Genomic DNA, 25,078 nt, shown 5'->3' with positions numbered 1-25,078 from the left:
TTCATGAAAGCGGAGTATAAGGGTCATAGGATTGTGGAAGCCGATAAACTCGCGTTCGATCTCTCTACATGGCGTCCGTCCGATCCAACTGATTTTTCGGTCACCATTGATTTCTATGCGGGAGAAGAGGGCAAAGAAGGCTCGGATGCTTTCACTGCCACGGTGTGTTCGCCGACATGGTTTCTTCGGTCCCACAAAGAAGCGGTATTTTCTGGTGAAAGCGTGATTTTCATGCGGACGTTCGATCACCTTCAACTGGAAAAATTTCTCATCGCTCGATGTGCTTCGGCTGAGGGCAATAGCTGGCATGAGATAGCCTTTGAGCTTTCGCGGGTCGGGCTATGGGAATTCGAATACAAGCTCTGAATTTCAAACTGAGACACTACCTGACATGAGCCGATGTTTCCATTTCGATCTCACACGCTTTGGTCGCAGCCGGCTCGCCCTTGCACAGGTCAAGCAGCGTCCTTACGCTCGCGCTGACCAACCGAGGAGCAAGTATGCGTTTCGAAGGCACGGCGGCCTATGTCGCCGACAAGGATCTGATGGTGGCGGTGAACGCCGCGATCGCGCTGGAGCGGCCGTTGCTGGTCAAGGGCGAGCCGGGCACCGGCAAGACCGAGCTTGCCCGCCAGGTGGCATCGGCGCTCGGCCTCGACCTGATCGAATGGCACGTCAAGTCGACCACCCGTGCGCAGCAGGGACTGTATGAATATGATGCTGTCTCGCGGCTGCGCGACAGCCAGCTCGGCGATGCCAGGTTCAACGACATCAAAAACTACATCAAGCGCGGCAAGCTCTGGCACGCCTTCGCGGCCGGTAAGAAGGTCGTGCTGTTGATCGACGAGATCGACAAGGCCGATATCGAATTCCCCAACGACCTGCTGCAGGAACTCGACCGGATGGAGTTCTTCGTCTACGAAACCGGCGAAACGATCCGCGCCGCTGTGCGCCCCATCGTCATCATCACTTCCAACAATGAGAAGGAACTGCCCGACGCCTTCCTGCGCCGGTGCTTCTTCCACTACATCCGCTTTCCCGATGTCGACACGCTGCACAAAATCGTCGACGTGCACTATCCCGGCATAAAGCAGAATTTGGTGCGTGCTGCCCTGACCCAGTTCTACGAGATCCGCGATGTGCAGGGGTTGAAGAAGAAGCCGTCGACCTCCGAGGCGCTCGACTGGATCCGCCTGCTGGTCGCCGACGACATCGCACCCGAGGATCTGCGCGCCGACCCCAGGAGCGCGCTGCCGAAGCTGCACGGCGCACTGCTCAAGAACGAACAGGACGTGCATCTGTTTGAACGCCTGGCCTTCATGGCCAGACGGCAGGGGTGAGGATCGAGGGTTGGCTGACAGCTACGGGCGGCTTTGGCCGCTTACTCCGCGGGAGCAAACCCTCTCTCCTGCGGCGCGACGCGCTTCGGCCCGAAGATGACGAAGCCGATGACCGACAGGGCGAGAACGCCGATCCCGCAATAGAGCATGACCCAGCCGAAACCATTGACCAGCGCGGCATGCACGATGGCGCCGGATGGGTCGAGGGCTGCGAGCTTCGGCGTCCCCTGCGCAAGGCCCTCCAGATTGCCGGTGGCGACCCTTTCCGCCAGTGCCCGCAACTCATCCGGCTCCAAAGCCGCGCCGAGTGTGGCCCGCAGGTGGGAAACGATACCTTGCGTCAGCAGCAGGCCGAGCACCGCGATGTTGATAGCGAGCGTGATCAGGCGTGCGCTGATGTCGATGCCGGACGCCATGCCGGCACGATCCGGCGATACCGCGCCGGTCGTGGTATTGGTGGTCGGCGAATTGGTGAGACCGATGCCGATGCCGGCAATCAGCGTGCCGGGCAGCATGGTCAGCCAGGTGGCGCCCTCGAGCCTGGAGCCGATCCACATGGCGATGAAACCGATCCCTAGCGTCAGCAGACCGAGCGGGATGGCAATTCGTGCCTGATAGCGCGCGCGAATGCGCTCGGCGATCGGCGGCATCACCATGAAGGGCAGCGTGTAGACGAGCAACAGCAGGCCGGTCGTCGTGCTGTCATAGCCGAGAACGCCCGAATAATAGATCGGCAGATAGATGATGAACGGCCAGTAACTGAAATTCATGCCGATGGCGCCCATGATCGCGCCGGAAAACTGGCGGATGCGGAACGCGGAGAAATCGAACATCGGATAGGGATTCACCCTCTCGGCCACAAGGAAAGCGATGAACGCAGCCACGGAGGCTGATATCACGCCGATGCGGGCGCTGGTCCCGAGATCCGCACCTTGCGTGATCAGATAGGAAAAGCCGAACACCGCCGCCGACAGCGTCAGCATGCCGGCCCAGTCGAGCTTCTGGGCGTTGTGATCGCGCGATTGCGTGACACCGGCGCCGATAAAGGCGAGCGCCAGGATCGCCAGCGGCACGTGGATGAGGAACACCCATTGCCAGTTCGACAGCGCCACGATCAAGCCACCGATGGCGGGCCCGAAACCGAGCCCGATGCCTGAGACGACGCTCCAGGCGACGAAAGCCTTGCCGCGTTCGCGGCCGTCCTGGAACTGGTGAGACAGCACGGCGACGCTGCAGGTCAGCATCGCGCCGCCGGCGAGGCCTTGCAGGAAGCGGGCGGCTATCAGCAGTGCAGCACTCGGAGCCAGGCCGCACAGCAGCGAGGCGAGGCCGAAGGCGACGGTGGTGATCACCATCACGCTCTTGCGGCCGAAACGGTCGGCCAATGTCCCTGTCGCCATCAGCACTGTCGTGCAGGCGATGGTGTAGGCATTCATGATCCACTGCAAATCCCTGAAATTGCCGGCGAGCACGCTTTCCAGTTTCGGCAGGATCACCGGCACGCTGGAGATTTCGAGCCCGAACAGCAGCGACGCCAGGCACACGCCGGTGAGCGCTATGGTGTTTCGTTGAATTGGCATATCGATCTCTTTCCATCCGAGCATGAGGCGCTCTTCAAACCGCGACCAGTTTGAGATAGAGGAGACTCGACCATGAAAAAAGGCTATGCTCGGCTATATCAGAAATGACAAAACGGAATGATCGGCCCAATGGAGTGCTGCGATGACCAGTCTTGATGTGGACGCCGTACGAACCTTTGTGATGGTGGCCGATCTGCAGAGCTTCACCCAGGCGGCATCGGCGCTGGGCAGCACGCAGGCGACGATCAGCGTCAAGCTGCGCCGCCTTGAGGAGAAGCTCGGCGCGCGATTGATTGAAAGAACGCCGCGCCGCGTCAGCCTGTCGGCACGAGGCGCCGTCTTCCTCCCCGCCGCGCGTGACTTCCTTGCCGCGCACGAGCGCGCCATGGCGGAGTTTGCGTCAGCACCGTGCCGGCTTGCGCTCGGCTTTGTCGATCATGCCGCCGGTCCGGCGCTGTCCATTCTGATTGCCCAGCTCCATGCGCACGATCCATCGCTGACGCTCAGTTTGAGGATCGATACCAGCACGGTGCTCAAGGAAGCTTTCGATCACGGCGAGCTCGATGCAGTCATCGTGCACCGCGAAGGCGACAGCCGTCCTGGCCGGACCTTGTCGCGCAACCACTATGGCTGGTTCGCAGCACCTTCCTTCGAGTGGCAGCGCGGAACGCCGTTGCGCCTCGCGCTCTTAAGCACCGTGTGCAACTGTCCGGATCGTGTGCGGGCGGTCGAGGCGCTGGACAAAGCAGGCATCGCCTGGGAGGAGGCCTTCGTCGGCGGCGGCGGCGCGGCCGTCAACATTGCGATATCGGCGGGCTTTGCCGTTTCGGCGCTGGCTCACTGCGTCGCTCCGCCCGGCCTGATCGAGGTTGGCCGCAAGCTCGGCCTGCCGTCGCTTGACCCCTCCGAAGTGGTCCTGCATTCGCACAATCTGGCGCCGCGGGCGCGTGACGCGCTGCAAATGCTGGCGACCGCATTTCGCGAGTACAATTCGCCGGTGGATTAGGCGATGGTGTTTCCGATCTGATTCCGCCGGAATCCGATAAGGCTTTGGAGGAACCGAAATGACGGAGATCACCGTCCGCCCGCTGGCGCTGGCCGACCATGCCGACTGGCGGCGGCTGTGGACTGCCTACCTCACCTTCTACGAGACCAAGCTGCCCGACGAGGTCTACGACATCACCTGGAAACGACTGTTCACGGAAGGTGAATTCGAACCGAAGGGGTTTATCGCCACGCTCGACGGCAAGGCGGTCGGCCTGACCCATTATCTCTATCACCGCTCCGGCTGGTCGGAGAAAAACAACTGCTACCTGCAGGACCTGTTCGCCGACCCTGATGTGCGCGGCAAGGGCATCGGTGCGGCCCTCATTGAAGCGGTCAAGCAGGAAGCCGGCAAGATCGGCGTCAAGAACGTCTATTGGATGACCCACGAAACCAACGCCACAGCGCGCAAGCTCTACGACCATGTCGCGCGGCGGACAGGTTTTATCGAGTATGATCTGCTATGATGCGAGCGCGATCGAAATAACGCGGAAGGAGCCGAATGATCCGCTATGTCGGAATCGTGGATGGCAGTGACGGCGTTTGGGGAGTGCGGATGCCCTATCTCGCCGGCTGCCACGGGGCCGGCGCAAACCCGGCTGAAGCGATAGCCGATGCCGCGTCGGCTATGCGCGAATGGGGCGGAAGCCCGCATCGCAAAGCACTTGCCCATGCCCAACCCACGTACTGTGGCAAATCTTCTGCAATCCGGCGAAATCGACAGTGCCCGTGGCGACTCCGCCGTGACCGTTCGGCATAGATAACGGCCAACCATGTTCCTCCCCTTCTTTCTCGAACTAAAGGCCGCGCGGGTTCCCGTTTCGCTCAGGGAATATCTGTCGCTGCTGGAAGGGCTGGAGGCCGGGCTGGTCGACTATGACGTCCAGGGTTTTTACTACCTCGCCCGCGCCGCGCTTGTGAAGGACGAACGCCATATCGACCGCTTCGACCAGGTGTTTGCGCATGTCTTCAAGGGGATCGAGGCGCTCACCGGCCCCGATGCCGTCGGTGTCGCCAACATCCCTGAGGAATGGCTGCGCCGGCTCGCCGAAAAGCACCTGACCGAGGAAGAGAAGAAACTGATCGAGGCGCTCGGCGGTTTCGACAAGCTGATGGAGACACTGAAGCAGCGGCTGGAGGAGCAGAAAGGCCGCCATCAGGGCGGCTCGAAATGGATCGGCACCGGCGGCACTTCGCCTTTCGGCGCCTATGGCTACAATCCCGAAGGCGTGCGCATCGGCCAGCATGAAAGCCGCAATCGCCGTGCGGTGAAAGTCTGGGACAAGCGCGAGTTCAAAAATTTCGACGACGCCGTCGAGCTCGGCACCCGCAACATCAAGGTGGCGCTGAAGCGCCTGCGCCGCTGGGTGCGCGAGGGTGCGGAGGAAGAGTTCGACCTGCCCGGCACCATCCATGCCACCGCCGAGCACGGCTATCTCGATGTGCAGACGCGCCCCGAACGGCGCAACGCCGTGAAGCTCTTGATGTTCTTCGATGTCGGCGGCTCGATGGACGACCACATCAAAAGCGTCGAGGAGCTGTTTTCGGCCGCCCGCGCCGAATTCCGCCAGCTCGAATATTTCTACTTCCACAACTGCCTCTACGAGGGCGTCTGGAAGGACAACCGCCGCAGGCATGCCGAGACCATCCCGACCTTCGACCTGCTCCACAAATACGGCCCGGACTACAAGGTCATCGTCGTCGGCGACGCTTCGATGAGCCCTTACGAGATCGCGCATCCCGGCGGCTCGGTCGAGCATTGGAACCCGGAAGCCGGCAGCGTCTGGCTTGGCCGGCTGCTGCAGCAATGGCCGAATGCGGTCTGGCTGAACCCCGAAAACCAGAAAAACTGGGGCTTCACCCATTCGATCGCGATGATCCGCGATCTCTTCGGCGGCCGCATGTTCCCGCTGACGATGGCCGGGCTGGAAGCCGCGACCAAGCAGCTTTCACGCAAGCATTGATATGAGAGGAAAACCGATGACCTGCTTTCTTTGCCCGCAATGCGGCGTCCAGTTCGCGGCAACGCAGACCCCTCCAGAAAATTGCCCGATCTGCGAGGACGAGCGGCAATATGTGCGCTGGGAAGGCCAGGCCTGGATCACTGGGGAAGAACTCTCTGCCGGGCATAGGCTTGTGATGAAGGACGATGCCGGCGTTCTCGCTTTCGGCATCGAGCCGCGCTTTGCTATCGGCCAGCGGGCGCTGCTGGCGCAGACGCCGCACGGCAATGTGCTGTGGGATTGCATCTCGATGGTGAGCGACGAGGCGGTAGCCGAAATCAACCGTCGCGGCGGCCTGGCCGCGATCGCCATTTCGCACTGCCACTATTATTCGGTGATGGTCGAGTGGAGCGAGGCGTTTGGCGGCGTGCCGATCTATCTCCATGCCGACGACCGCCAGTGGATCATGCGGCCGCACAACGCCATCGTCAGCTGGGCGGGCGAGACGCTGGCCATAAACCCGTCGCTGACACTCGTGCGTTGCGGTGGCCATTTTGCCGGCGGCCAGGTGCTGCATTGGAAACGCGATGACGGTAACGCCCTGCTGTCCGGCGACATATTGCAGGTGACGCCGACGCGTCGCCATGTCAGCTTCATGTACAGCTATCCGAACTACATTCCGCTCAATGCGCCGGCCGTGCGACGCATCGCGGCGGCACTTGAGCCTTTCGAATTCGACGACATCTACGGCGCGTGGTGGCAGCAGAACATCATCGGCGGCGCAAGAACGGCATTTCATGCGTCGATCGCCCGCTATCTTCAGGCGATTGGGTAGGAGCTCGGCTGAAAATGCGAGCAAAACACGTAACAAACGCCTATCTCTAAGCGAATATAGCTTGCAACCAACAACAAGCCGCCAAGGCTGAGGAGATCAAATGGACACCCACACCTACCCTGTCACCCGCACCGACGCCGAATGGCGCGCCCGCCTGACGCCCGAGCAATATGCGGTCATGCGCGGCCATGGCACCGAACGGCCCGGAAGCTGCGCGCTGCTCTACGAAAAGCGCGCCGGCACCTTTTCCTGCGTCGGCTGCGACCAGCCGCTGTTCGAATCCAAGCTCAAGTTCGAGAGCGGCACCGGCTGGCCGAGCTTCAATGATCCGGTGCCCGGTTCGGTCGAAAACACCGTCGACCGCAGCTACGGCATGGTCCGCACCGAATGCCACTGCGCCCGCTGCGGCAGCCATCTCGGCCATGTCTTCGAGGACGGCCCGCCGCCGACCGGCCTGCGCTATTGCATCAACGGCGTGGCGCTGAAATTCGAGCCGGCGGCTTAAGCCGCGGCTTGACCACCATCTTCAAAGGGCGGCTTCGGCCGCCTTTTTCGTGTCAATCTTCTCAGACAACCACCACCAGGATCAGCCAAAGCGTAGCCCCGAGCGTCATCAACGAAGCCTTGGCGCCACTGGATTTTTCCGTGGTTCGCCAGACGGCAAAGGTCAGAAAGATGTTGTAGGGCACGGGCGCGAAATGCACCGCCAGGACGACGGCGAGCGGCAGCTTCAAGCCGAGCAGAATGAGCGCGGCCACCGACGAGGCGATGTTGATCGCAGTGCCGACAAGGACTAGATCGCGCCAGAACAACCGCTCGACCGGAACCGCGCCTTGCCAGCGCGAGCCGAAGAAGGATCCGATGCTTTGCACCAACACCTGATAGCTATCCCTCTCTCAGCACGTCGGTGACGGCGCGCTCGAAGCGCGAGCATTCCGTCACCAGCCAGTCGGCCATGGCCGGCCAGTTGTCCTCGGCATAGCAGTTCACCCGCCACATCGAATTGATGCCGAGGGCCTCGCAGCTCTGCTCCGGCCTGAGCTTCAGCCTGTCTTCGATTGCCGGTTGGAACGGCTTCAGCCGCGACCAGACCCCGGTCGCGCCGAACTTCTCGTTACGGCCGAAAAAGACGCCAACTTGGCTTTGCGCCGGCGCGACATACATGGACAGGACCAGAGCGAAGTCGGGCAGCCCGCGCTGCCAGAACCAGGGTCCGCGCCGCGCCATGGAAGCGCGTTCCTCCGGATGCCGTTCGGCGAACAGCGCCCAGAAGCTGCGTTGGCGGAATTCAGAGGCGCGGCGGGCGCCGAAGTCGAATTCGCTCATGGTTCGATGCCCGTTCCAGCATCATTCCTTGGCCCGAGACTGTTTCGAATTCGCTCTGGCGATATCAGCCGGAGTAGAATTTCCAGACTGCCTTACACCATGCCGAGCGCGGCCTTGTAGAGATCGAGGATGGTTTCCTCTTCCTGGCGCTCGGCCTGGTCCTTCTTGCGCAGCCGGATGATCGACCGCATCGCCTTGGTGTCGAAGCCGGTGCCCTTGGCCTCGGCGAACACTTCCTTGATGTCGTCGGCGATGGTCTTCTTTTCTTCCTCGAGCCGCTCGATGCGCTCGATGAAGGCGCGCAACTGGCCGGCGGCAACAGTCTGGCTGGTATCTGTGATGTCGTCGGCCATGTTTTTTCTCCGCTACTTTTTCGCACCGCGATTCTGGCGCGGTAAATTGGGAGCGGGTTCGATGCCCGAGCAGGCGCGGCGGGTCAAGCCATTATCGGCGCTTCGTGAACGGCTGCTGCCAGCCGTCCCCAGTGTGATGGATCCGCGCGTCAGCCAAACGCGATCAACAGATCCTTCGCATCGATCTGATCGCCGGCCTTGACCAGCACTTCGGCCACTGTGCCGTCGCGCTCGGCATGCAGGGCCGTCTCCATCTTCATGGCTTCGATCGACAACAGCACGTCGCCGGCCTTGACAGCTTGGCCGGCGGCAACCGAAAGGGCGGAGACCACGCCCGGCATCGGCGCGCCGACATGCGCCTCGTTGCCGGGCTCGGCCTTGCGCCGAGCCTTGGCCGCCGAGGCGCCATGCGCCCTGTCCGGCACCCGGACACGGCGCGGCTGGCCGTTGAGCTCGAAGAACACGGTGACCATGCCCTTCTCATCGACGTCGCCGATCGCAAGGCAGCGCACTACAAGCGTCTTGCCTTTTTCGATGTCCAGGAAGATCTCATCCTCGGACTTCATGCCGTAGAAATAGGTCGGCGTCGGCAGCACACTGACCGGCCCGTAGGTTTCCTGCGCGGCGGCGAAGTCGGTGAACACCTTCGGATACATCAGCCAGGAGGCGAATTCGTACTCCGAGAGCTTGCGCTCCAGCTTCTGCTCGATCTCCCTGCGGCTGGCCTTGAGGTCGGCTGGCTTGAGCAGCGAGCCCGGCCGTACGGTGATCGGCTTGGTTTCCTTCAATGCCTTCTTCTGCAGCTTCGCAGGCCAGCCGCCGGGCGACTGGCCGAGATCGCCGTGCAGCATCGAGACGACCGAGTCCGGGAAGGCGATGTCCTTGGCCGGGTTTTCGACGTCGGCAACGGTCAGATCCTGGCTCACCATCATCAGCGCCATGTCGCCGACCACCTTGGACGACGGCGTCACCTTGACGATGTCACCGAACATCAAATTGACGTCGTGATAGGCTTGTGCCACCTCGTGCCAACGCGTTTCCAGCCCCAGCGAACGCGCCTGTTCCTTGAGGTTGGTGAACTGGCCGCCCGGCATTTCGTGCAGATAGACTTCCGAGGCTGGCCCCTTGAGGTCGCTTTCGAAGGCGGCATACTGGTTGCGCACCGCTTCCCAGTAGAAGGAGATTTTGCGGATCCATTGCGGATCGAGGCCGGGATCGCGCTCGGTTCCCTTCAGCGCCTCGACGATCGAGCCCAGGCAAGGCTGCGAGGTGTTGCCGGAGAAGGAATCCATCGCCGCGTCGATGGCGTCGACGCCACTTTCCACGCCCGCCAGCACCGTCGCCGCCGACAGGCCTGACGTGTCGTGGGTGTGGAAATGGATCGGCAGGTCGGTGGCCTCGCGCAGCGCCTTGAACAGCACGCGGGCGGCGGCAGGCTTCAAAAGCCCGGCCATGTCCTTGACGGCGATGATATGCGCGCCGGCTGCCTGCAATTCTTTCGCCAACCCGACATAGTATTTAAGGTCGTATTTGGCGCGCGCCGGATCGAGGATGTCGCCGGTGTAGCAGATCGCCGCTTCGACCAGCTTGCCCTCGGCGCCCACCGCGTCCATGGCGACGCGCATATTCTCGACCCAGTTCAGGCAGTCGAATACGCGGAACAGGTCGACGCCGCCGGCCGCCGCATGGCTGACGAAATGTTGCACCACATTGTCGGGATAGTTGGTGTAGCCGACGCCGTTGGCGCCGCGCAGAAGCATCTGCAGCAAAAGGTTGGGGGCGGCTTCGCGCACTTTGCTCAGCCGCTCCCACGGATCCTCGGTCAGGAAGCGCATGGCGACGTCGAAAGTGGCGCCGCCCCAGCATTCCAGCGACAGCAGCCGCGGCAGCGCCCGCGCATATGTGCCGGCGATGCCGGCAATGTCATGCGTGCGCATACGGGTGGCGAGCAGCGACTGGTGGCCGTCGCGCATCGTCGTGTCGGTGACAAGCACCTCTTTTTGCTCACGCATCCAGGCAGCGAATTTCTCCGGCCCCAACGCGTCGAGCTTCTGCTTGCTGCCATCAGGCACATTGCCGTTGAGATAGGGCACGACAGGCGCTGCCGCATCGGCCTTGGGCATCGGACGGCCGCGGGTTTCGGGATGGCCGTTGACGCTGACGTCGGCCAGATAGTTGAGCAGCTTGGTGGCGCGGTCCTGCCGCTTCACCTGCGCGAACAGCTCCGGCGTCGTGTCGATGAACCTGGTCGTATAGGAATTATCGGCGAAGCGCGGGTGGTTGATGATTGCCTCGAGGAAGGTGAGGTTGGTCGCCACGCCGCGGATGCGGAACTCGCGCAACGCCCGGTTCATGCGGGCGATCGCCTCGGCCGGTGTCGGCGCCCAGGCAGTCACCTTCTCCAGCAGCGGATCGTAGAAGCGGGTGATGACCGCGCCCGAATAGGCGGTGCCGCCGTCGAGGCGGATGCCGAAACCGGCGGCTTCGCGATAAGCGGTGATGCGGCCGTAGTCCGGAATGAAACTATGCTCCGGATCCTCGGTCGTGATGCGGCACTGCAGCGCATGACCGTTCAGCCTGATGTCGGCCTGCGCCGGCACGCCCGACTCTTTCGTGCCGATGGCAAAGCCTTCCAGTATGTGGATCTGCGCCTTGACGATGTCGATGCCGGTCACCTGCTCGGTGACGGTGTGCTCGACCTGGATGCGCGGATTGACCTCGATGAAGTAGAATTTGCCGGTGTCGGCGTCCTGCAGGAATTCCACCGTACCGGCGCCGATATAGCTGGTCTCCCGCGCGATCTTGAGCGCATAGCCGCAAAGCTCCTGGCGCAATACCTCGCTGAGATAGGGCGCCGGCGCCCGTTCGACGACCTTCTGGTTGCGGCGCTGGATCGAGCAGTCGCGCTCGAACAGATGTACAGCGTTGCCATGCGTGTCGCCGAGCACCTGGACTTCGACATGGCGGGCGCGCTCGATCAGCTTTTCGAGATAGACCTCGTCCTTGCCGAAGGCGGCCTTGGCCTCGCGCTTGCCTTCCATCACCTCGCGGGCGAGGTCGGCTTCCGTGCGGATGGCGCGCATGCCGCGCCCGCCCCCGCCCCACGATGCCTTGAGCATCACCGGATAGCCGACTGTCTTGGCGAGCTGCTTGACTGCTTCCATGTCGTCCGGCAGCGGTTCGGTTGCCGGCACCACCGGCACGCCAACCTCGATGGCCAGATTGCGCGCGGCGACCTTGTTGCCGAGCCGGCGCATCGTGTCGGGCTTCGGTCCGATGAAGGTGATGCCGGCCTCGGCGCAGGCATCTGCGAATTCAGGGCTTTCCGACAGAAGGCCATAGCCTGGATGGATGGCGTCGGCGCCGGACAGCCTGGCGACGCGGATCACTTCCTCGATCGACAGATAGCTTTCGATCGGCCCCATGTCCCTGGCCAGATGCGGCCCGCGCCCGACCTGGTAGCTTTCATCGGCCTTGAACCGATGCAGCGAATATTTGTCCTCCTCGGCCCAGATCGCCACGGTTTTGAGGCCGAGCTCGTTGGCCGCGCGAAAGACGCGGATGGCAATTTCGGACCGGTTGGCGACGAGGATCTTCGTGATGGCCAAGGAAGCAGGCTCCGGACAGGAGGGTGGGGCAGAGGCATGATTAACGCGAAAATGCTGCAGTGCAACCAAAATCGGGGAGAGGTTAAACCGATTTAAATGCGATTCTAGCACCACCGATCGAAAAGATGCGTGCGATTGGCGTCGCGAGGTGACGCTAATTGTCGTGCCCGCACAAATTCGACCCGGCTAGCGGCTTATCCAGCCACCCTCGCTGCGCCCTGTCACCAAAGAAAAATGCCCGGCGCGAGCGCCGGGCATTCCATAGAGCTGTGTCCCGAATTACGACTTCGGGAACCAGGAGATCTTGCCGTCCGGACCCTTCTTCCATTCGTACATGATGTAGCCCGGGAGCTTCGGATCGCCCTTCGCGTCATAGGCGAGATCGCCCAGAACGGTCTTGAACGGACCCTTCTCGTGCAGCGCCTTGGCCACTTCCACGGGGTCGTTCGACTTGGCCACGGCAGCAGCCTCGGCGATCACCTGCATGGCGGCGTAGGAGTAGAGAGTGTAGGCTTCCGGCTCGAAGCCCTGAGCGCGGAACTTCTCGACCAGTGCCTTGTTCTCCGGGATCAGGCGCGGATCGGGACCGAAGGTGTTGAGCGTGCCGATAACCGCATCGCCGGCGATCGCAGCCAGCTCGTCGGTGACGATGCCGTCGCCCGACATCAGGGTAGCCTTGAGGCCCTGGTCCGCCGACTGGCGGATGATCAGGCCGGCTTCGGTATGCAGGCCGCCCCAATAGATCAGGGTAACACCGGCATCCTTCATCTTGGCAATCAGCGCCGAGAAGTCCTTGTCGCCGACATTGACGCCTTCGTACATGACTTCGGTCAGGCCGGCTGCGTTCATCGCCTTCTTGGTCTCGTCGGCAAGGCCCTGACCATAGGGGGTCTTGTCGTGGATGACGGCAACCTTGGCGTCCTTGAAGTTGGTCGCGATATAGCCGCCGGCGATGCCGCCCTGCTGGTCATCGCGTCCGCAGGTGCGGAACACGTTCCACAGGCCGCGCTCGGTGAATTTCGGGTTGGTCGCCGCAGGCGTCACTTCGACGATGTTGTTGTCGACGTAGACTTCCTGCGAAACCGGGATCGAGACGCCCGAGTTGAAGTGGCCGATCACGAACTTCACGCCGTCGCCGACGAACTTGTTGCCGACCGAAATGCCCTGCTTCGGATCGGAGACGTCGTCGCCGACTTCGAGCTTGATCTGCTCGCCGTTCATGCCGCCTGCTGCGTTGATGTCGGCAACGGCCGCTTCCGCACCCTTCTGCAGCTGCGCACCGAAGGCCGCATTCGGACCGGTGATCGGACCTGCGACGCCGACGATAACGTCAGCCCATGCATTGCCACCGAACGCGACAAGCGCGGTCAGGGCAACGGCGGACAAAAGTGATTTCTTCATTTAAACGCTCCCATTTACGAGGTGGGCGTGGATGAAACTTTCATGCGATGCCCACCCTTATCGCAGAAAGCGTACTTTGCCGATTTTCAGGCCCTTGTCACGCCGATTCATCCCCGGAACGGCGTTAATGATGAACGTCAACCTTTCGGTTTCCAGCTTAAGATCGAAGCCCGTTCGTAAAGCCAATTATACTGCGTCACCATCTGGTTCGTACGCGTGTATTGATAGCCGACAAACCCCAATATCATGAGCACGATTGTGTCCACGACATAGTATTGTAGCGAAAACATCGTGCCGCCGAACAAGGCATGATGGATGAACCTGATGCCGATGCCGAGGCCCAGCAGATAGGCGAACAGCGCCGGCAGGCTGCGCCATGTCTGGGCGCTGGCCTTGCCGGTCATCCATGCCGCCCAGCCGCCGAGCAGACAGGTGACGAAGAAGAACTGCCAGATGGAAGGTTCCTCGTGAAGAATGCCTTGCATGATGAAGACTCCCTAGCATGATCCCGAAAAGTTGCAGACTTTTCGGACAAAGGTCATGCGACAAACAAACAAGTTGGAGCGGAATACCGTATGCATACATTCCGCTCCAAAATCAGTGATGGCCGCCTTCGAGATAGGCCGCCCGCACTTCCGGATTGGCGAGCAATTCCTTGCCTGTGCCGCTCATGGTCACGTTGCCGTTGACCATGACATAGCCGCGCGTGGCGAGCTTGAGCGCACCGAAGGCGTTCTGCTCGACCAGGAACACGGTCAGCCCTTGCGTGCGGTTCAGCTCGCGGATGGCATCGAAGATCTGCTTGACGATCAGCGGCGCCAGACCCAGCGACGGCTCGTCGAGCAACAGCAGCTTAGGCCGCGCCATCAGCGCACGTCCGATCGACAGCATCTGCTGCTCACCGCCCGACAGCGTGCCGCCGCGCTGGGCAATGCGCTCCTTGAGGCGCGGGAACAGCGCGAACACCTTCTCAGCATCTTCGTCATAGTGCTTGAGATTGTCGAGACCGGCGCCCATCTGCAGGTTTTCCATCACCGTCATGCGCGGGAAAATGCGCCTGCCTTCCGGCGACTGCGCAATGCGCATGCGGGCGATCTCGTGCGTCGGCATCTGGGTGATGTCGGTGCCGGCGAAAGTGATTGAGCCGGCACGAGCGCGCGGCGCACCGAAGATGGTCATCATCAGCGTCGACTTGCCGGCGCCGTTGGCGCCGATCAGCGCGACGATCTCGCCCTGGTTGACGTGGACATCGACGCCGTTCAGCGCCTTGATGTTGCCGTAGTAGGTCTCGACGCCCTTGATGTCGAGCAGCGTTGTCTCGGCCATCACTTACGCCCTCCGCGCGGCTTGCCTGTCGGGGATTTGGTGGCCGCCGGTTTGGACTTGGCCGTTAGACGCTCGGACGGTGCTCTTGGCGCGGAGTTGGCTCTTGTATCGTATTGGGTGGCCTTTGAAGCTCCCTTCGACACTGTGACCCGCTCGCCCTGGCTGTGGCCGATCGTGTCGCTTACCGGGCCGGCGAGATAGGAAGACGATGTGCCTGGTCCGTGAGCCGAATCCGGCCCGATGTCCAGCTGCTCGATGACGTCTTCATCGCCGACCTCGGTCAGCACCGTCTCGACCTCCTCGTCGTCGACGCCGAGATAGGCGGCGATGACGCGCGGGTCGGTACGCACCGATTGCGGGCTGCCGTCGGAAATCTTGCGGCCATATTCAAGCACCACGACATGGTCGGAAATCTGCATGACCACCGACATGTCATGTTCGATCAGCAGGATCGAGGTACTGCTCTTGATGTCCATCAGCAGCGAATTCAGCGCAGCCGACTCCTTCGGATTGAGACCGGCCGCAGGCTCGTCGAGGCACAGAAGTTCGGGCCCAGTGCACATGGCGCGCGCAATCTCGAGGCGCCGCTGCGCGCCATAGGGCAGGTCGCCGGCCGGATCGTCGGCGCGATCGACAAGGTCGGCCTTCTCCAGCCAGTGCTTGGCAAGCTCCACCGATTCAGCCGAGGCTCTGCGGTAGCCGCCGATCCCGAACAGGCCCAGGATCGTATAGCCGGATGCCTTCATCAGCTTGTTGTGCTGGGCAACCAGCAGATTCTCCAGCAGCGTCATGCCCGAGAACAGGCGGATGTTCTGGAAGGTGCGCGCCACCTTGGCGCGCGCCGGGATCTCATGATTGGGCAGCCGTTCGAGCAGGAAGCTCGAGCCGTCGGCCCGGTTGAGCGTAATCATGCCTTCCGACGGCTTGTAGAAGCCGGTGATGCAATTGAAGACGGTGGTCTTGCCGGCGCCATTGGGTCCGATCAGAGCGGTGATCTCGCCGCGCTTGGCCTGGAACGACAGATCGCCGATGGCGATCAGGCCGCCGAACTTCATCGAAAGATGCTCGACCTGGAGGATGGCGTCTTTCATACCCGGATTGGTCTTCTGAATGGAGGTCGCGCTCATCAGCCGTGCCCTTCCTTGGTGAAGGAGGAGGAGACCGCTTTTCGTTCACTGAGGAAGGCCGTCGGTTCACGGCTGCCGACAAAGCCGCGCGGCTTCCACAGCATGACGATGACCATCGCCATGCCGAACAAAAGCATGCGGTAAAGCTCCGGGGTGAAATCTTTTCCGAAGACACTTTTCAGGAAATCGAGTTCGCGCAGCGCCTCGGTGCCGCCGATCATCACCAGCGCGGCGACCGCGATGCCGACCAGCGAGCCCATGCCGCCGAGCACCACGATGGCCAGGATGATCGCCGATTCCAGGAAGACGAAGGATTCAGGGCTGACGAAGCCTTGCCGTGCGGCGAAGAAGGCGCCGGCAAAACCGCCGAACATGGCGCCGGTGGCAAAGGCGGTGAGCTTGGTGGTGGTGGTGTTGATGCCAAGCGAGCGGCAGGCAATCTCGTCCTCGCGCAGCGCCTCCCAGGCGCGGCCGACAGGCATGCGCCTGAGCCTGATGGTGACGAAGGCGGTCAGCAGCGCCAGCCCGAGAATCAGATAGTAGAGGAAGATCTTGTAGTAGGCGCTCGACTGGGCAATGTGCAGCACCTTGCCGATGTAGTTCGGGTCGGTCGAATTAAACGTCATCAGGCCGAAGAAGGTGACCTTCGGGATGCCGGAGATGCCGGCCGAGCCGTTGGTGACTTCACGCCAGTTGATCAGCACCAGGCGGATGATCTCGCCGAAGGCCAGCGTCACGATCGCCAGGTAATCGCCACGAAGCCTGAGCACCGGAAAGCCGAGCATAACGCCCCAGAAGGCGGCCATGGCGCCGGCGGCGGGCAGCAGGATCCAGAACGACAGGCCGTATTGCGAACCGAGCAACGCATAGGCATAGGCGCCGACCGCGTAAAAGGCGACGTAGCCGAGATCGAGCAGGCCGGCGAGGCCCACGACGATGTTCAGCCCCCAGGCCAGCATCACATAGATCAGGATCTGGATGCCGAAATTATCGACCCACTTCAACGAGCCCTGCAGGCCGCCGGTTATCGACCACGCGTAGATCGACAGCACCACGACGACGAGGATCGGGTATAGCACCAGCGCCGCAATGCCGAGCTTGGTGAAATTGGCGTGGATGAAGGAGCGGAAATAGAAGATCACGCAAGCGAGCGCGTAAATGACAGCCAATGCGCGCAGGAACTGAAGGTAGCCGGCCAGATCGGGTCCCACCAACGCCGGCAGGGCGCTGCCAGACGCAACCAGGACAACCGCCAGCACGACGGCGACGATGAAGGCCGGAAGCAGGAAGAAGCGCGACGCGACGCTCGCCGGCAACAGGCCGGTGGCGACATTGGTGATCTTCTGATTGGCCATGAACGGCTGGCCATATGCAATGTAGAAGAAGCGGCCAAGCATGGTCAGCACGACCACGGTGATGAGCAGCAACCAGCGCTGCACCAGGATCAGCTGGTTGCTGATGTTCTGGTCGGTCTTCAGGCCGATGAAGAGAATGAACAACCCCAGCGAGATGGCGCCGGCATAGAACGCTTCGCGCAATGCACGCTGCACGGGGGAGGCGACGGTGTCGCGCTCCGAGGATACGGAAACCGCCATTGTCTCAGACCTTTTCGACTTCTGGCCGGCCCAAAATGCCGGAAGGCAGGAAGATCAGCACGATCGCCAGGATCGAGAACGCCGCGACGTCCTTGTAGTCGATCGAGAAATACGCCGACCACATGCTCTCGATGAAGCCGATCAAAAGCCCGCCAAGCACCGCGCCCGGCAGAGACCCGATGCCGCCGAGAACGGCCGCGGTGAAGGCCTTGACCCCCGGCACAAAGCCGTCGGAAAAGGCGATGACGCCGTAATACATCAGGAATAACGTGCCCGCGACGGCCGCAAGCGCTGCACCCATGATGAAGGTGATCGAGATCGTACGGTCGACATCGACGCCGAGCAGCGCCGCCATCTTGCGGTCCTGCTCGCACGCCCTTTGCGCCCGGCCGAGGGAAGTCCTGTTGACCAGGTACCAGAACAGCGCCAGCAGCACGGCGGTGACGACGACGATGATGATCTGCTTCAGCGACACGCTGATGCCGTTGATGTTGTAGACTTGGCTGACCATCGGCGGGATCGGCTTGTTGCGCGGACCTTGCGTCACCTGGATGAAGTTCGACAGCGCGATCGACATGCCGATGGCGGTGATCAGCGGCGCCAGCCGGAACGAACCGCGCAGCGGCCGGTAGGCCACCTTCTCGATCGTCCAGTTGTAGAGGCTGGTGAGCAGCATCGCCACGATCATCATGATCAGCAGCGCCAGGACGACCGGGACCGAATAGAACAAGGAGCCGAGGATGAGGAAGACAACGAGGGCGGCGAATGCCCCGACCATGAAAATGTCGCCGTGGGCGAAGTTGATCATGCCGATGATGCCGTAGACCATCGTGTAGCCGATTGCGATCAGCCCATAGATCGATCCCAGCGTCAGCCCATTGATAAGCTGCTGGACAAAGTACTGCATGTGTACGTGGCTCCCCTGGAATGTCGCCCATGCAGACGCATTCCTTTTGGTATTTCCCCTAGTCGTAAAGTTTCGAGCCCGGATTGCAACGTGATTTTTCAAACGTCCAGCGTGTTTTGCCGGCACGCCTTCCGATTGCCCGTTTTTTTGCTCCCGACCCCTGGACTATCGCGGACCCTATCATTGGCATAACGCAATGTCTTTGACGATTCAGCCGGACCAGCGACCTCATTTCGAAGAAATCCCGGTCAGAATTAGGTGATGAGACGAATCCTTGCGTTGTTGGCGGCTTCGTTTTTTAGCCACATTCCGTAGTGACCAGCTGCAACATGGGTTACTTCCGACTATGGCGGTGGATGCCTCGCCCAACGCGCTAACCTTTCGCTGACTGGTTTCGCCAAGAGGTCCCGCCCTGGGTCCAAGTCCTGGCCTCGGTGGATGATCGGCAGCCTACCGTATCACTTAACCACAAAACCGTGCGCGAACGGATCGCGGTCGTCGATGAAGATGGTGTTCAGGCCGGTCATCCGCGCCCAGCCGCCGATCGAGGGAATGATGGCCGGCTTGCCGGCAACAGTGACATCCCTCTCGACCTTGCCCTTGAACAGCGAGCCGATGATCGATTCGTGGACAAAACTGTCGCCGGCCTTGAGCTTGCCCTTGGCGTGGAGCTGCGCCATGCGCGCCGAGGTGCCGGTGCCGCAAGGTGAGCGGTCGATCGCCTTGTCGCCATAGAAGACCGCGTTGCGCGCATCGGCGCCCGCCATTGTCGGCTCGCCCGTCCACAGCATGTGGGACAGCCGGTTGATGCCGGGGTTTTCCGGATGCACGAACGAGTACTTCTCGTTGAGCCGCTGCCGCACCACGGGGCTCCAGGCGATGAAATCGCTGGCGGAATAATCAGCCATGTCGCGAAAATTCGCCTGCGGCTCGACGATTGCGTAGAAATTGCCGCCATAGGCGACATCGACAGTGATCTCGCCAAGCAGCGGGCAGTCGACCGTCAGTCCCTCGGCATAAAGGAAGGACGGCACATTCGTGATGCGCACCTCCTCGACATAGTCGCCGACTTGCTTGTATTCGGCGATAACCAGCCCGGCCGGTGTGTCGAGCCGGAGCACGCCGGGTGTCTTCGGCTTGATCAGCCCATGTTCGATGGCCATCGTCACCGTGCCGATCGTGCCGTGGCCGCACATCGGCAGGCAGCCCGACGTCTCGATGAACAGGATGGCTATGTCGCAATCCTCGCGCGTCGGCGGATAGAGGATCGAGCCCGACATGACATCGTGGCCGCGCGGCTCGAACATCAGCCCGGTGCGGATCCAGTCATACTCCGCCAGGAAATGCGCCCGCCGCTCCATCATCGTCGGCCCCTGAAGCAAAGGGCCGCCGCCGGCGACCAGCCGCACCGGATTACCGCAGGTATGGCCGTCGATGCAAAAGAAGGATTTTTTGGCCATGATTTCCTCGAACTCAAAACCGTTGCGGGCTGAAGGGAGCAAGATCGATCGGCGAAGTTTGCCCGAGAACAAGATCGCGGATCAAGCGGCCGCTGGCCGCCGCCTGGGTCAGGCCGAGATGGCCATGGCCAAAGGCGTAGACGACGTTGGACGCGGTGCGCGCCGTGCCGATGACGGGCAACGAATCCGGCAGCGACGGGCGACACCCCATCCACTCGCGGCCACCTGACGCGTCCAGCCCCGGAAGGAATTGTCTGGCTTTTTCCAGCATGGCCTTCGAACGCGCAAAATTCGGCGGCCGGTCGAGACCGCCCAACTCGACGGCGCCGCCGACGCGCAAGCCCGTCTCGAGTGGCGTGATGACGAAGCCATGGCCGGAAAAGATCAGCATCCGCTGCACGTCGAAAGCGGTCTTCGGCAGTGTCGTGTTGTAGCCGCGCTCGGTTTCGAGCGGGATGGTGTCGCCAAGCGCCTTCGTCAGCAGATGCGACCATGCCCCGGCGGCCACGACAAGATGTCTTGCCTGCCTGGTCGTGCCGTCCGTCAGCGTCAGCGTCGCGCCATCAGGATTGGCGGCGACGCGCTCTATGCGCGCCTTTTCGAAACGCGCGCCCAGCCTTTCGGCATAGGCCCACACCCCCTTGCCGAGCAGTTTCGGATCGGCGACGGTCTTCCAGCCCGGCACGAAGGTGCCCTTGATGAAGCGCGGCGACAGTCCCGGCTGCAGCCGCGCCAGTTCGTCGCCTTCGACATGGCGAAAGCCGATGCCGAAGCGCTCGCGCGCCGCCCAGCCCGGCAGCCCGGCCTGAAATTCGGCCTCGCTTTCATAAAGCTCCAGCGAGCCGTCCTCGCGCAGCATCAGCCGCGTGCCGGAACGGTCGAGCAGGCCCATCCATTCAGCCTCGGCGAGCTTCATCATGCCTGCCTGAGCAGCAAGGCTCGCCTCATATTTTTCTGGTGCGCCAGCGCGCCAGAAGCGCAACAGCCAAGGCAACAGCTTCGGCAAGTAGGCCGGCGGGATGCTGAGTGGCCCGAGCGGATCGGCAAGCCATTTCGGCAAGTGCCGCATCATGCCCTTGTGCGCCAGCGGCAGCACGTCGGAGAAGGCGAAGGCGGCGGCATTGCCGGAGCTCGTCTCCTCGCAGATGCCGGTGCGGTCGAAGACCGTGACGCTGCGCCCGGCCTCGGCCAGCATGGCCGCCGCGCAGATGCCGACAATGCCGCCACCGACAATGGCGATATCTACCCCTTCTCCCCGTTCACGGGGTGAGGAGTGGTCCGCGAAGCGGTGGAAAAGCCGACTGCTTGGCTTTCCGAACGACGAACGCCCGGAGCGCCAGCGAAGGGCTGCGGGGCCCGAAGGGCGGATGAGGGGCGGCGGCCCTCCTCTGTGTCCCTGGAATTTCCTTGCACGTCGGCGCTGCCCCTCATCTGGCTGCCGCCATCTTCTCCCCGTGCACGTGCACGGGGAGAAGAAAGCCTTCAGAACTGCGGCAGCTTCGGCCGTACCGCCAGCGCGTCCTTGACGATCTTCTCGACCGCTTTGCGGCGCTCGCCCGACAGCGGCTGGCGCGGCATGCGCACGCGGTCATTTGTGTCGATCGCGAGCACTTCGGCAAGCTTGATGTTTTGGACCAGATAGGTCGAGACATCGAGATCGAGCAGCGGCCGGAACCAGCGGTAGATCGAAAGCGCCTCCTCGCGGCGGCCCTGCTTCATCAGCTGGTAGATGGCGACGGTCTCGCGCGGGAAGGCGACGACCAGACCCGCCACCCAGCCGATGGCGCCCACCGACAGCGCCTCGAAGGCGAGATTGTCGACGCCGGTGAACAAATCGTAGCGGTCGCCGAAGCGGTTGATGATCTCTGTCGAGCGGCGGATGTCGTCGGAGGACTCCTTGATGGCGACGAAGCGCTTGTCGGCGGCCAGTTCCTCCATCTGGTCGACGGTGACGTCGACGCGGTAGGCGAGGCGGTTGGAGTAGATCATCACCGGCAGGTCGCCGGCCTGAGCGACGGCGCGCAAGGCGGCGACCGTCTCTTCCGGGTTGGTGTGATAGATCGGGCTCGGTACCACCATCAGCCCGTTGGCGCCTTCCCGGCTCGCGCGCTTTGCGATGCTCGCCGCCTCGCGGGTGCCCGCCTCGTTGACCGTCAGCAGCACCGGCTTGTTGCCTGCAACTTTCTGGGCAGTCTTCAGCACCTCGATCTTCTCGTCATGCGACAGCATCGGCCCTTCGCCGAGCGAACCGCAGACGATGATACCGTCGCAGCCTGCCTCCATCTGCAAAGCAAAGCAGCGCTCCATCTCGGCATGATCGAGGCGGTCGTCATCAGTAAACTTGGTCGTGACGGCGGGGAAAACTCCGGTCCACATGATCGTCTCTCCATCTGATATATCAGCCGTATATCTATTTGAAAACCGGCTGTCAACGCGGAATTCGTTATGATATATGTGAGATATATCAGGAGCCCACCTTTGATATCCAGTGAGACAGCATACCCCGAGCCGGCCGCCGCCAAGGCCTACCATGTACTCGAGCATATGATCGTGACGTTGGAACTGGCGCCGGCGAGCTTTGTCACCGAAGGCGCCCTCATCGAGAAGCTGGCGCTAGGACGCACGCCGGTGCGCGAAGCGATCCAGCGCCTCGCCTGGGAAGGACTGCTGGATGTCAGGCCACGCGCCGGCATCGCCATTGCCCCGCTTCATCCCGGCGACTGGCTGCGCGTGCTGGATGCCAGGCGCGGCGTCGAGGTGGTGCTGGCGCGCTCGGCCGCCCGCTTCGTCACCCGTGAGGCCGCCGACCTGTTTCATGAGGCAGCCCTTGCCATGCAGAAGGCCGTCATCTCGGGCAATGTGCTGGCCTTCATCCAGGCCGACAAGGCGCTCGACGAGGCCTTGGCGATGGCCGCCGACAACCCGTTTGCGGCCCGTCTGGCCGCGCCCCTGCAGACCCACAGCCGCCGCTTCTGGTTCCGCTACAGGGCCGACACAGGACTGGCCGAATCGGCTGAGCACCACGTCGCGCTAATCCGCTCGATCCTGGCTGGTGACGAAGAGGCTGCCGCCAAGGACGCCAAACGCCTTATGGCACTGCTGCGCGGCCATGCCGAAGTGGCCGCCACACGCTGAACTCCGTCTCTGCTCCAGACTTCCGACCGGTTTTTATCAGGTGCCCGGCAAGACTGCGGCCATGGTCGCCCCGTCCCAGCCTTCGCCAGCCGTGATGATGCAGCTTTGGCCGTGTGTGTCGGTGGCCAGGATGGTCCAGGTGCCCTGGTCGGAGACGAATATCTCAAGCACCACATTCGGGTTCACCAGGCCACGAGCGGCTTGGTTTTCGTGGAACTTCTCGCCGAGCGCCTTGACCAAGTCGGTCCGCGCCGCGCATTGATCGGCTTTGGCCTCGGCGATGCCGGACATCGCGAACACCGCAAAGAATATCGCCGCCACAAGACGTCGTGTCATCTGACACCTCCTTGCGCCAGACGAGAACCCCGGCTGCAACCGGCGCTATTTTGATGGCCTGCACACGGCAGGAATGCAATTTAAGGCAGATGACAGGCTCTTGGTTCCATCGCTTGAACGTGATCGCCAATGTCGGTTTCGTACAAAGAAAGGCCCGGGACGTTGAACCCGGGCCTTCTTGCCGATCTTCGAAATCGTCCGGTCAGTTCATCGTCGGGATGACGAACTCGGCACCGTCCTTGACGCCGGAGGGCCAGCGCGAGGTCACCGTCTTGGTCTTGGTGTAGAAGCGGAACGCGTCCGGACCATGCTGGTTGAGGTCGCCGAAGGACGACGCCTTCCAGCCGCCGAACGTGTAGTAAGCGATCGGAACTGGGATCGGCACGTTGATGCCGACCATGCCGACCTGGACGCGCGAAGCAAAATCACGAGCAGCATCCCCGTCACGGGTGAAGATGGCCACGCCATTGCCCATCTCATGATCGTTGGCGAGCTTGATGGCGCTCTCATAGGTCGGCGCACGCACCACCGACAGCACCGGACCAAAGATCTCTTCCTTGTAGATGCGCATGTCAGCGGTCACATTGTCGAACAGGCAGCCGCCCATATAGTAGCCATCCTCGTAGCCCTGCATGGAGAAGCCGCGGCCATCGACGACCAGCTTGGCGCCTTCCTTGACGCCGGTGTCGACATAACCCTTGACGCGTTCCAATGCCTGCGCCGTCACCAGCGGGCCGAAATCGGCGGACGAATCCGTCGACGGGCCGACCTTGAGGCTTTCGACACGCGGGATCAGCTTTTCCATCAGCCGGTTGGCGGTGTCGTTGCCGACGGGAACGGCAACCGAGATCGCCATGCAGCGCTCGCCGGCCGAGCCGTAGCCCGCGCCGATCAGCGCGTCGACGGTCTGGTCCATGTCGGCATCGGGCATGATGATCATGTGGTTCTTGGCGCCGCCGAAGCACTGCACGCGTTTTCCCGCGGCCGTGCCGCGCGAGTAGATGTAATGCGCGATCGGCGTCGAGCCGACAAAGCCGATAGCCTTGATATCAGGATCGTCGAGGATGGCGTCGACGACATCCTTGTCGCCATTGACGACGTTGAGAACGCCAGCCGGCAGGCCAGCCTCGAGGAACAGTTCGGCGATGCGCATCGGCACGCCAGGGTCACGCTCGGAAGGCTTCAGGATAAAGGCGTTGCCGCAGGCCAGCGCCGGGGCAATCTTCCACAACGGGATCATCGCCGGGAAATTGAACGGGGTGATGCCGGCAACGACGCCAAGCGGCTGGCGCATCGAATAGACATCGATGCCGGGGCCGGCGCCGTCGGTGAACTCGCCCTTCATCATGTGAGGCGCACCGATGCAGACTTCGACCACTTCGAGGCCGCGCTGGATGTCGCCCTTGGCGTCGGCGATGGTCTTGCCGTGCTCGCGCGCCAGGAGATCGGCCAGTTCGTCATAGTCGCGAGCAACCAGTTCAAGAAACTTCATCAGCACGCGCACACGCCGCTGCGGGTTGGTCGCAGCCCATTTGATCTGTGCTTCCTTGGCGTTCAGCACAGCCGCACGCAGTTCCGCCGGCGACGCCAGCGCCACCGTGCCGCGCACCGAGCCGTCCATGGGCTGCATGACGTCCTGCTTGCGCCCGCTGGTCCCGGCGACATGCTTGCCGCCGATGAAATGACCGTATTCGATCATGGTTTCTCTCCCTGAGTTTGTGATGAAGCATTCAACGCCTTTGCAGGCGCGAAGGCAACGCGA

General features: G+C 62.2%; 23 protein-coding genes and 1 pseudogene. 8 read left to right on the top strand and 16 right to left on the bottom strand.

What is annotated here, in order from left to right:
* The first annotated feature begins 3 nt into the window (after positions 1 to 3).
* Both NKL04_RS27355 and NKL04_RS27350 read left to right on the top strand, forming a co-directional pair.
* Positions 4 to 366: an Imm8 family immunity protein gene (locus NKL04_RS27355; RefSeq protein WP_023700256.1), complete on the top strand. Its 363-nt coding sequence runs from the start codon at positions 4 to 6 to the stop codon at positions 364 to 366.
* Positions 367 to 500: 134 nt separating this feature from the next.
* A complete protein-coding gene (locus tag NKL04_RS27350; RefSeq protein ID WP_023700255.1) occupies positions 501 to 1,340 on the top strand; it encodes an AAA family ATPase in 840 nt (279 codons plus the stop codon).
* A 41-nt stretch (positions 1,341 to 1,381) separates the two neighbouring features.
* Here the strand turns inward: NKL04_RS27350 and NKL04_RS27345 are convergent, their stop codons facing one another.
* Positions 1,382 to 2,920 (bottom strand): MFS transporter, encoded by a 1,539-nt coding sequence (locus NKL04_RS27345; RefSeq protein WP_023700254.1) that lies wholly within the window; start codon positions 2,918 to 2,920, stop codon positions 1,382 to 1,384.
* A 142-nt stretch (positions 2,921 to 3,062) separates the two neighbouring features.
* Between NKL04_RS27345 and NKL04_RS27340 the strand changes: the two genes are divergently transcribed.
* The 5 genes from NKL04_RS27340 to msrB all read left to right on the top strand — a co-directional run bounded on the left by NKL04_RS27340 (position 3,063) and on the right by msrB (position 7,247).
* The gene (locus NKL04_RS27340) at positions 3,063 to 3,926 is read left to right on the top strand and encodes a LysR family transcriptional regulator (RefSeq protein WP_023698426.1); all 864 of its coding nucleotides are present in this window, start codon (positions 3,063 to 3,065) and stop codon (positions 3,924 to 3,926) included.
* Between the two features lie 58 nt (positions 3,927 to 3,984).
* Complete coding sequence (locus tag NKL04_RS27335; protein WP_023668728.1) at positions 3,985 to 4,431, top strand: GNAT family N-acetyltransferase; 447 nt, start codon at positions 3,985 to 3,987, stop codon at positions 4,429 to 4,431.
* A gap of 306 nt (positions 4,432 to 4,737) precedes the next feature.
* A complete protein-coding gene (locus NKL04_RS27330) occupies positions 4,738 to 5,928 on the top strand; it encodes a vWA domain-containing protein (RefSeq protein ID WP_023700253.1) in 1,191 nt (396 codons plus the stop codon).
* A gap of 16 nt (positions 5,929 to 5,944) precedes the next feature.
* Positions 5,945 to 6,742, top strand: coding sequence for an MBL fold metallo-hydrolase (locus tag NKL04_RS27325; RefSeq protein ID WP_023684142.1), 798 nt, complete (start codon positions 5,945 to 5,947; stop codon positions 6,740 to 6,742).
* 100 nt (positions 6,743 to 6,842) lie between these two features.
* Positions 6,843 to 7,247, top strand: coding sequence for a peptide-methionine (R)-S-oxide reductase MsrB (gene msrB / locus NKL04_RS27320; RefSeq protein WP_013529102.1), 405 nt, complete (start codon positions 6,843 to 6,845; stop codon positions 7,245 to 7,247).
* Between the two features lie 61 nt (positions 7,248 to 7,308).
* Here msrB and NKL04_RS27315 read toward each other — a convergent pair whose 3' ends face one another.
* From NKL04_RS27315 to NKL04_RS27255, 13 genes and pseudogenes are all read right to left on the bottom strand, one after another.
* The gene (locus tag NKL04_RS27315; RefSeq protein ID WP_023688926.1) at positions 7,309 to 7,620 is read right to left on the bottom strand and encodes a hypothetical protein; all 312 of its coding nucleotides are present in this window, start codon (positions 7,618 to 7,620) and stop codon (positions 7,309 to 7,311) included.
* Between the two features lie 7 nt (positions 7,621 to 7,627).
* Entirely contained in the window at positions 7,628 to 8,068 is a 441-nt protein-coding gene (locus NKL04_RS27310; RefSeq protein WP_023694568.1) for a hypothetical protein, read from the bottom strand.
* A 92-nt stretch (positions 8,069 to 8,160) separates the two neighbouring features.
* Positions 8,161 to 8,421: a DUF2312 domain-containing protein gene (locus NKL04_RS27305; protein WP_023668722.1), complete on the bottom strand. Its 261-nt coding sequence runs from the start codon at positions 8,419 to 8,421 to the stop codon at positions 8,161 to 8,163.
* A 149-nt stretch (positions 8,422 to 8,570) separates the two neighbouring features.
* A complete protein-coding gene (pyc, locus tag NKL04_RS27300) occupies positions 8,571 to 12,029 on the bottom strand; it encodes a pyruvate carboxylase (protein ID WP_023700252.1) in 3,459 nt (1,152 codons plus the stop codon).
* Between the two features lie 279 nt (positions 12,030 to 12,308).
* Complete coding sequence (locus NKL04_RS27295) at positions 12,309 to 13,430, bottom strand: branched-chain amino acid ABC transporter substrate-binding protein (protein WP_023668720.1); 1,122 nt, start codon at positions 13,428 to 13,430, stop codon at positions 12,309 to 12,311.
* A gap of 137 nt (positions 13,431 to 13,567) precedes the next feature.
* On the bottom strand, positions 13,568 to 13,915 hold the full coding sequence (locus NKL04_RS27290) for a DUF6867 family protein (protein WP_023668719.1): 348 nt from the start codon (positions 13,913 to 13,915) through the stop codon (positions 13,568 to 13,570).
* Positions 13,916 to 14,027: 112 nt separating this feature from the next.
* On the bottom strand, positions 14,028 to 14,756 hold the full coding sequence (locus NKL04_RS27285; protein WP_023668718.1) for an ABC transporter ATP-binding protein: 729 nt from the start codon (positions 14,754 to 14,756) through the stop codon (positions 14,028 to 14,030).
* Positions 14,757 to 14,776: 20 nt separating this feature from the next.
* Positions 14,777 to 15,883 (bottom strand): annotated as a pseudogene (locus tag NKL04_RS27280) (ABC transporter ATP-binding protein); the annotation flags it as partial.
* Positions 15,883 to 17,478: a high-affinity branched-chain amino acid ABC transporter permease LivM gene (livM, locus tag NKL04_RS27275; protein ID WP_023688923.1), complete on the bottom strand. Its 1,596-nt coding sequence runs from the start codon at positions 17,476 to 17,478 to the stop codon at positions 15,883 to 15,885. The pseudogene NKL04_RS27280 and the gene livM, both read right to left, overlap by 1 nt.
* A gap of 4 nt (positions 17,479 to 17,482) precedes the next feature.
* The gene (locus NKL04_RS27270; protein ID WP_023688922.1) at positions 17,483 to 18,385 is read right to left on the bottom strand and encodes a branched-chain amino acid ABC transporter permease; all 903 of its coding nucleotides are present in this window, start codon (positions 18,383 to 18,385) and stop codon (positions 17,483 to 17,485) included.
* Positions 18,386 to 18,843: 458 nt separating this feature from the next.
* Entirely contained in the window at positions 18,844 to 19,845 is a 1,002-nt protein-coding gene (locus NKL04_RS27265; protein WP_023700251.1) for a 4-hydroxyproline epimerase, read from the bottom strand.
* A 13-nt stretch (positions 19,846 to 19,858) separates the two neighbouring features.
* Positions 19,859 to 21,040, bottom strand: a complete 1,182-nt coding sequence (locus NKL04_RS27260) for an NAD(P)/FAD-dependent oxidoreductase (RefSeq protein ID WP_245271364.1) — start codon at positions 21,038 to 21,040, stop codon at positions 19,859 to 19,861.
* A 287-nt stretch (positions 21,041 to 21,327) separates the two neighbouring features.
* Complete coding sequence (locus NKL04_RS27255; protein WP_023700249.1) at positions 21,328 to 22,221, bottom strand: dihydrodipicolinate synthase family protein; 894 nt, start codon at positions 22,219 to 22,221, stop codon at positions 21,328 to 21,330.
* 69 nt (positions 22,222 to 22,290) lie between these two features.
* Between NKL04_RS27255 and NKL04_RS27250 the strand changes: the two genes are divergently transcribed.
* On the top strand, positions 22,291 to 22,980 hold the full coding sequence (locus NKL04_RS27250) for a GntR family transcriptional regulator (protein WP_050589759.1): 690 nt from the start codon (positions 22,291 to 22,293) through the stop codon (positions 22,978 to 22,980).
* A gap of 36 nt (positions 22,981 to 23,016) precedes the next feature.
* On the opposite strand, the gene NKL04_RS27245 is transcribed toward NKL04_RS27250, so the two are convergent.
* Positions 23,017 to 23,316: a hypothetical protein gene (locus NKL04_RS27245; RefSeq protein WP_023684132.1), complete on the bottom strand. Its 300-nt coding sequence runs from the start codon at positions 23,314 to 23,316 to the stop codon at positions 23,017 to 23,019.
* A gap of 202 nt (positions 23,317 to 23,518) precedes the next feature.
* Positions 23,519 to 25,015: a CoA-acylating methylmalonate-semialdehyde dehydrogenase gene (locus tag NKL04_RS27240; RefSeq protein ID WP_023684131.1), complete on the bottom strand. Its 1,497-nt coding sequence runs from the start codon at positions 25,013 to 25,015 to the stop codon at positions 23,519 to 23,521.
* Between the last annotated feature and the right edge of the window lie 63 nt (positions 25,016 to 25,078).

This window comes from Mesorhizobium sp. C264A (assembly GCF_040324515.1).
Lineage (GTDB): Bacteria > Pseudomonadota > Alphaproteobacteria > Rhizobiales > Rhizobiaceae > Mesorhizobium.
The sequence above is the reverse complement of the archived record's forward strand: the minus strand, read 5'-3'. Positions and strand labels throughout refer to the sequence as shown.

Bases quoted from the DNA above. Each gene is read 5' to 3' on its own strand.
- NKL04_RS27290 (WP_023668719.1), bottom strand. From the start codon at position 13,915: ATGCAAGGCATTCTTCACGAGGAACCTTCCATCTGGCAGTTCTTCTTC.
- NKL04_RS27310 (WP_023694568.1), bottom strand. From the start codon at position 8,068: ATGAGCGAATTCGACTTCGGCGCCCGCCGCGCCTCTGAATTCCGCCAA.
- NKL04_RS27330 (WP_023700253.1), top strand. From the start codon at position 4,738: ATGTTCCTCCCCTTCTTTCTCGAACTAAAGGCCGCGCGGGTTCCCGTT.
- livM (WP_023688923.1), bottom strand. From the start codon at position 17,478: ATGGCGGTTTCCGTATCCTCGGAGCGCGACACCGTCGCCTCCCCCGTG.
- NKL04_RS27295 (WP_023668720.1), bottom strand. From the start codon at position 13,430: ATGAAGAAATCACTTTTGTCCGCCGTTGCCCTGACCGCGCTTGTCGCG.
- NKL04_RS27285 (WP_023668718.1), bottom strand. From the start codon at position 14,756: ATGGCCGAGACAACGCTGCTCGACATCAAGGGCGTCGAGACCTACTAC.
- NKL04_RS27255 (WP_023700249.1), bottom strand. From the start codon at position 22,221: ATGTGGACCGGAGTTTTCCCCGCCGTCACGACCAAGTTTACTGATGAC.
- NKL04_RS27340 (WP_023698426.1), top strand. From the start codon at position 3,063: ATGACCAGTCTTGATGTGGACGCCGTACGAACCTTTGTGATGGTGGCC.
- NKL04_RS27305 (WP_023668722.1), bottom strand. From the start codon at position 8,421: ATGGCCGACGACATCACAGATACCAGCCAGACTGTTGCCGCCGGCCAG.
- NKL04_RS27350 (WP_023700255.1), top strand. From the start codon at position 501: ATGCGTTTCGAAGGCACGGCGGCCTATGTCGCCGACAAGGATCTGATG.
- NKL04_RS27265 (WP_023700251.1), bottom strand. From the start codon at position 19,845: ATGGCCAAAAAATCCTTCTTTTGCATCGACGGCCATACCTGCGGTAAT.
- msrB (WP_013529102.1), top strand. From the start codon at position 6,843: ATGGACACCCACACCTACCCTGTCACCCGCACCGACGCCGAATGGCGC.
- NKL04_RS27245 (WP_023684132.1), bottom strand. From the start codon at position 23,316: ATGACACGACGTCTTGTGGCGGCGATATTCTTTGCGGTGTTCGCGATG.
- NKL04_RS27355 (WP_023700256.1), top strand. From the start codon at position 4: ATGAAAGCGGAGTATAAGGGTCATAGGATTGTGGAAGCCGATAAACTC.
- NKL04_RS27335 (WP_023668728.1), top strand. From the start codon at position 3,985: ATGACGGAGATCACCGTCCGCCCGCTGGCGCTGGCCGACCATGCCGAC.
- NKL04_RS27250 (WP_050589759.1), top strand. From the start codon at position 22,291: ATGATATATGTGAGATATATCAGGAGCCCACCTTTGATATCCAGTGAG.
- NKL04_RS27240 (WP_023684131.1), bottom strand. From the start codon at position 25,015: ATGATCGAATACGGTCATTTCATCGGCGGCAAGCATGTCGCCGGGACC.
- NKL04_RS27270 (WP_023688922.1), bottom strand. From the start codon at position 18,385: ATGCAGTACTTTGTCCAGCAGCTTATCAATGGGCTGACGCTGGGATCG.
- NKL04_RS27345 (WP_023700254.1), bottom strand. From the start codon at position 2,920: ATGCCAATTCAACGAAACACCATAGCGCTCACCGGCGTGTGCCTGGCG.
- NKL04_RS27325 (WP_023684142.1), top strand. From the start codon at position 5,945: ATGACCTGCTTTCTTTGCCCGCAATGCGGCGTCCAGTTCGCGGCAACG.
- NKL04_RS27260 (WP_245271364.1), bottom strand. From the start codon at position 21,040: ATGCTGGCCGAGGCCGGGCGCAGCGTCACGGTCTTCGACCGCACCGGC.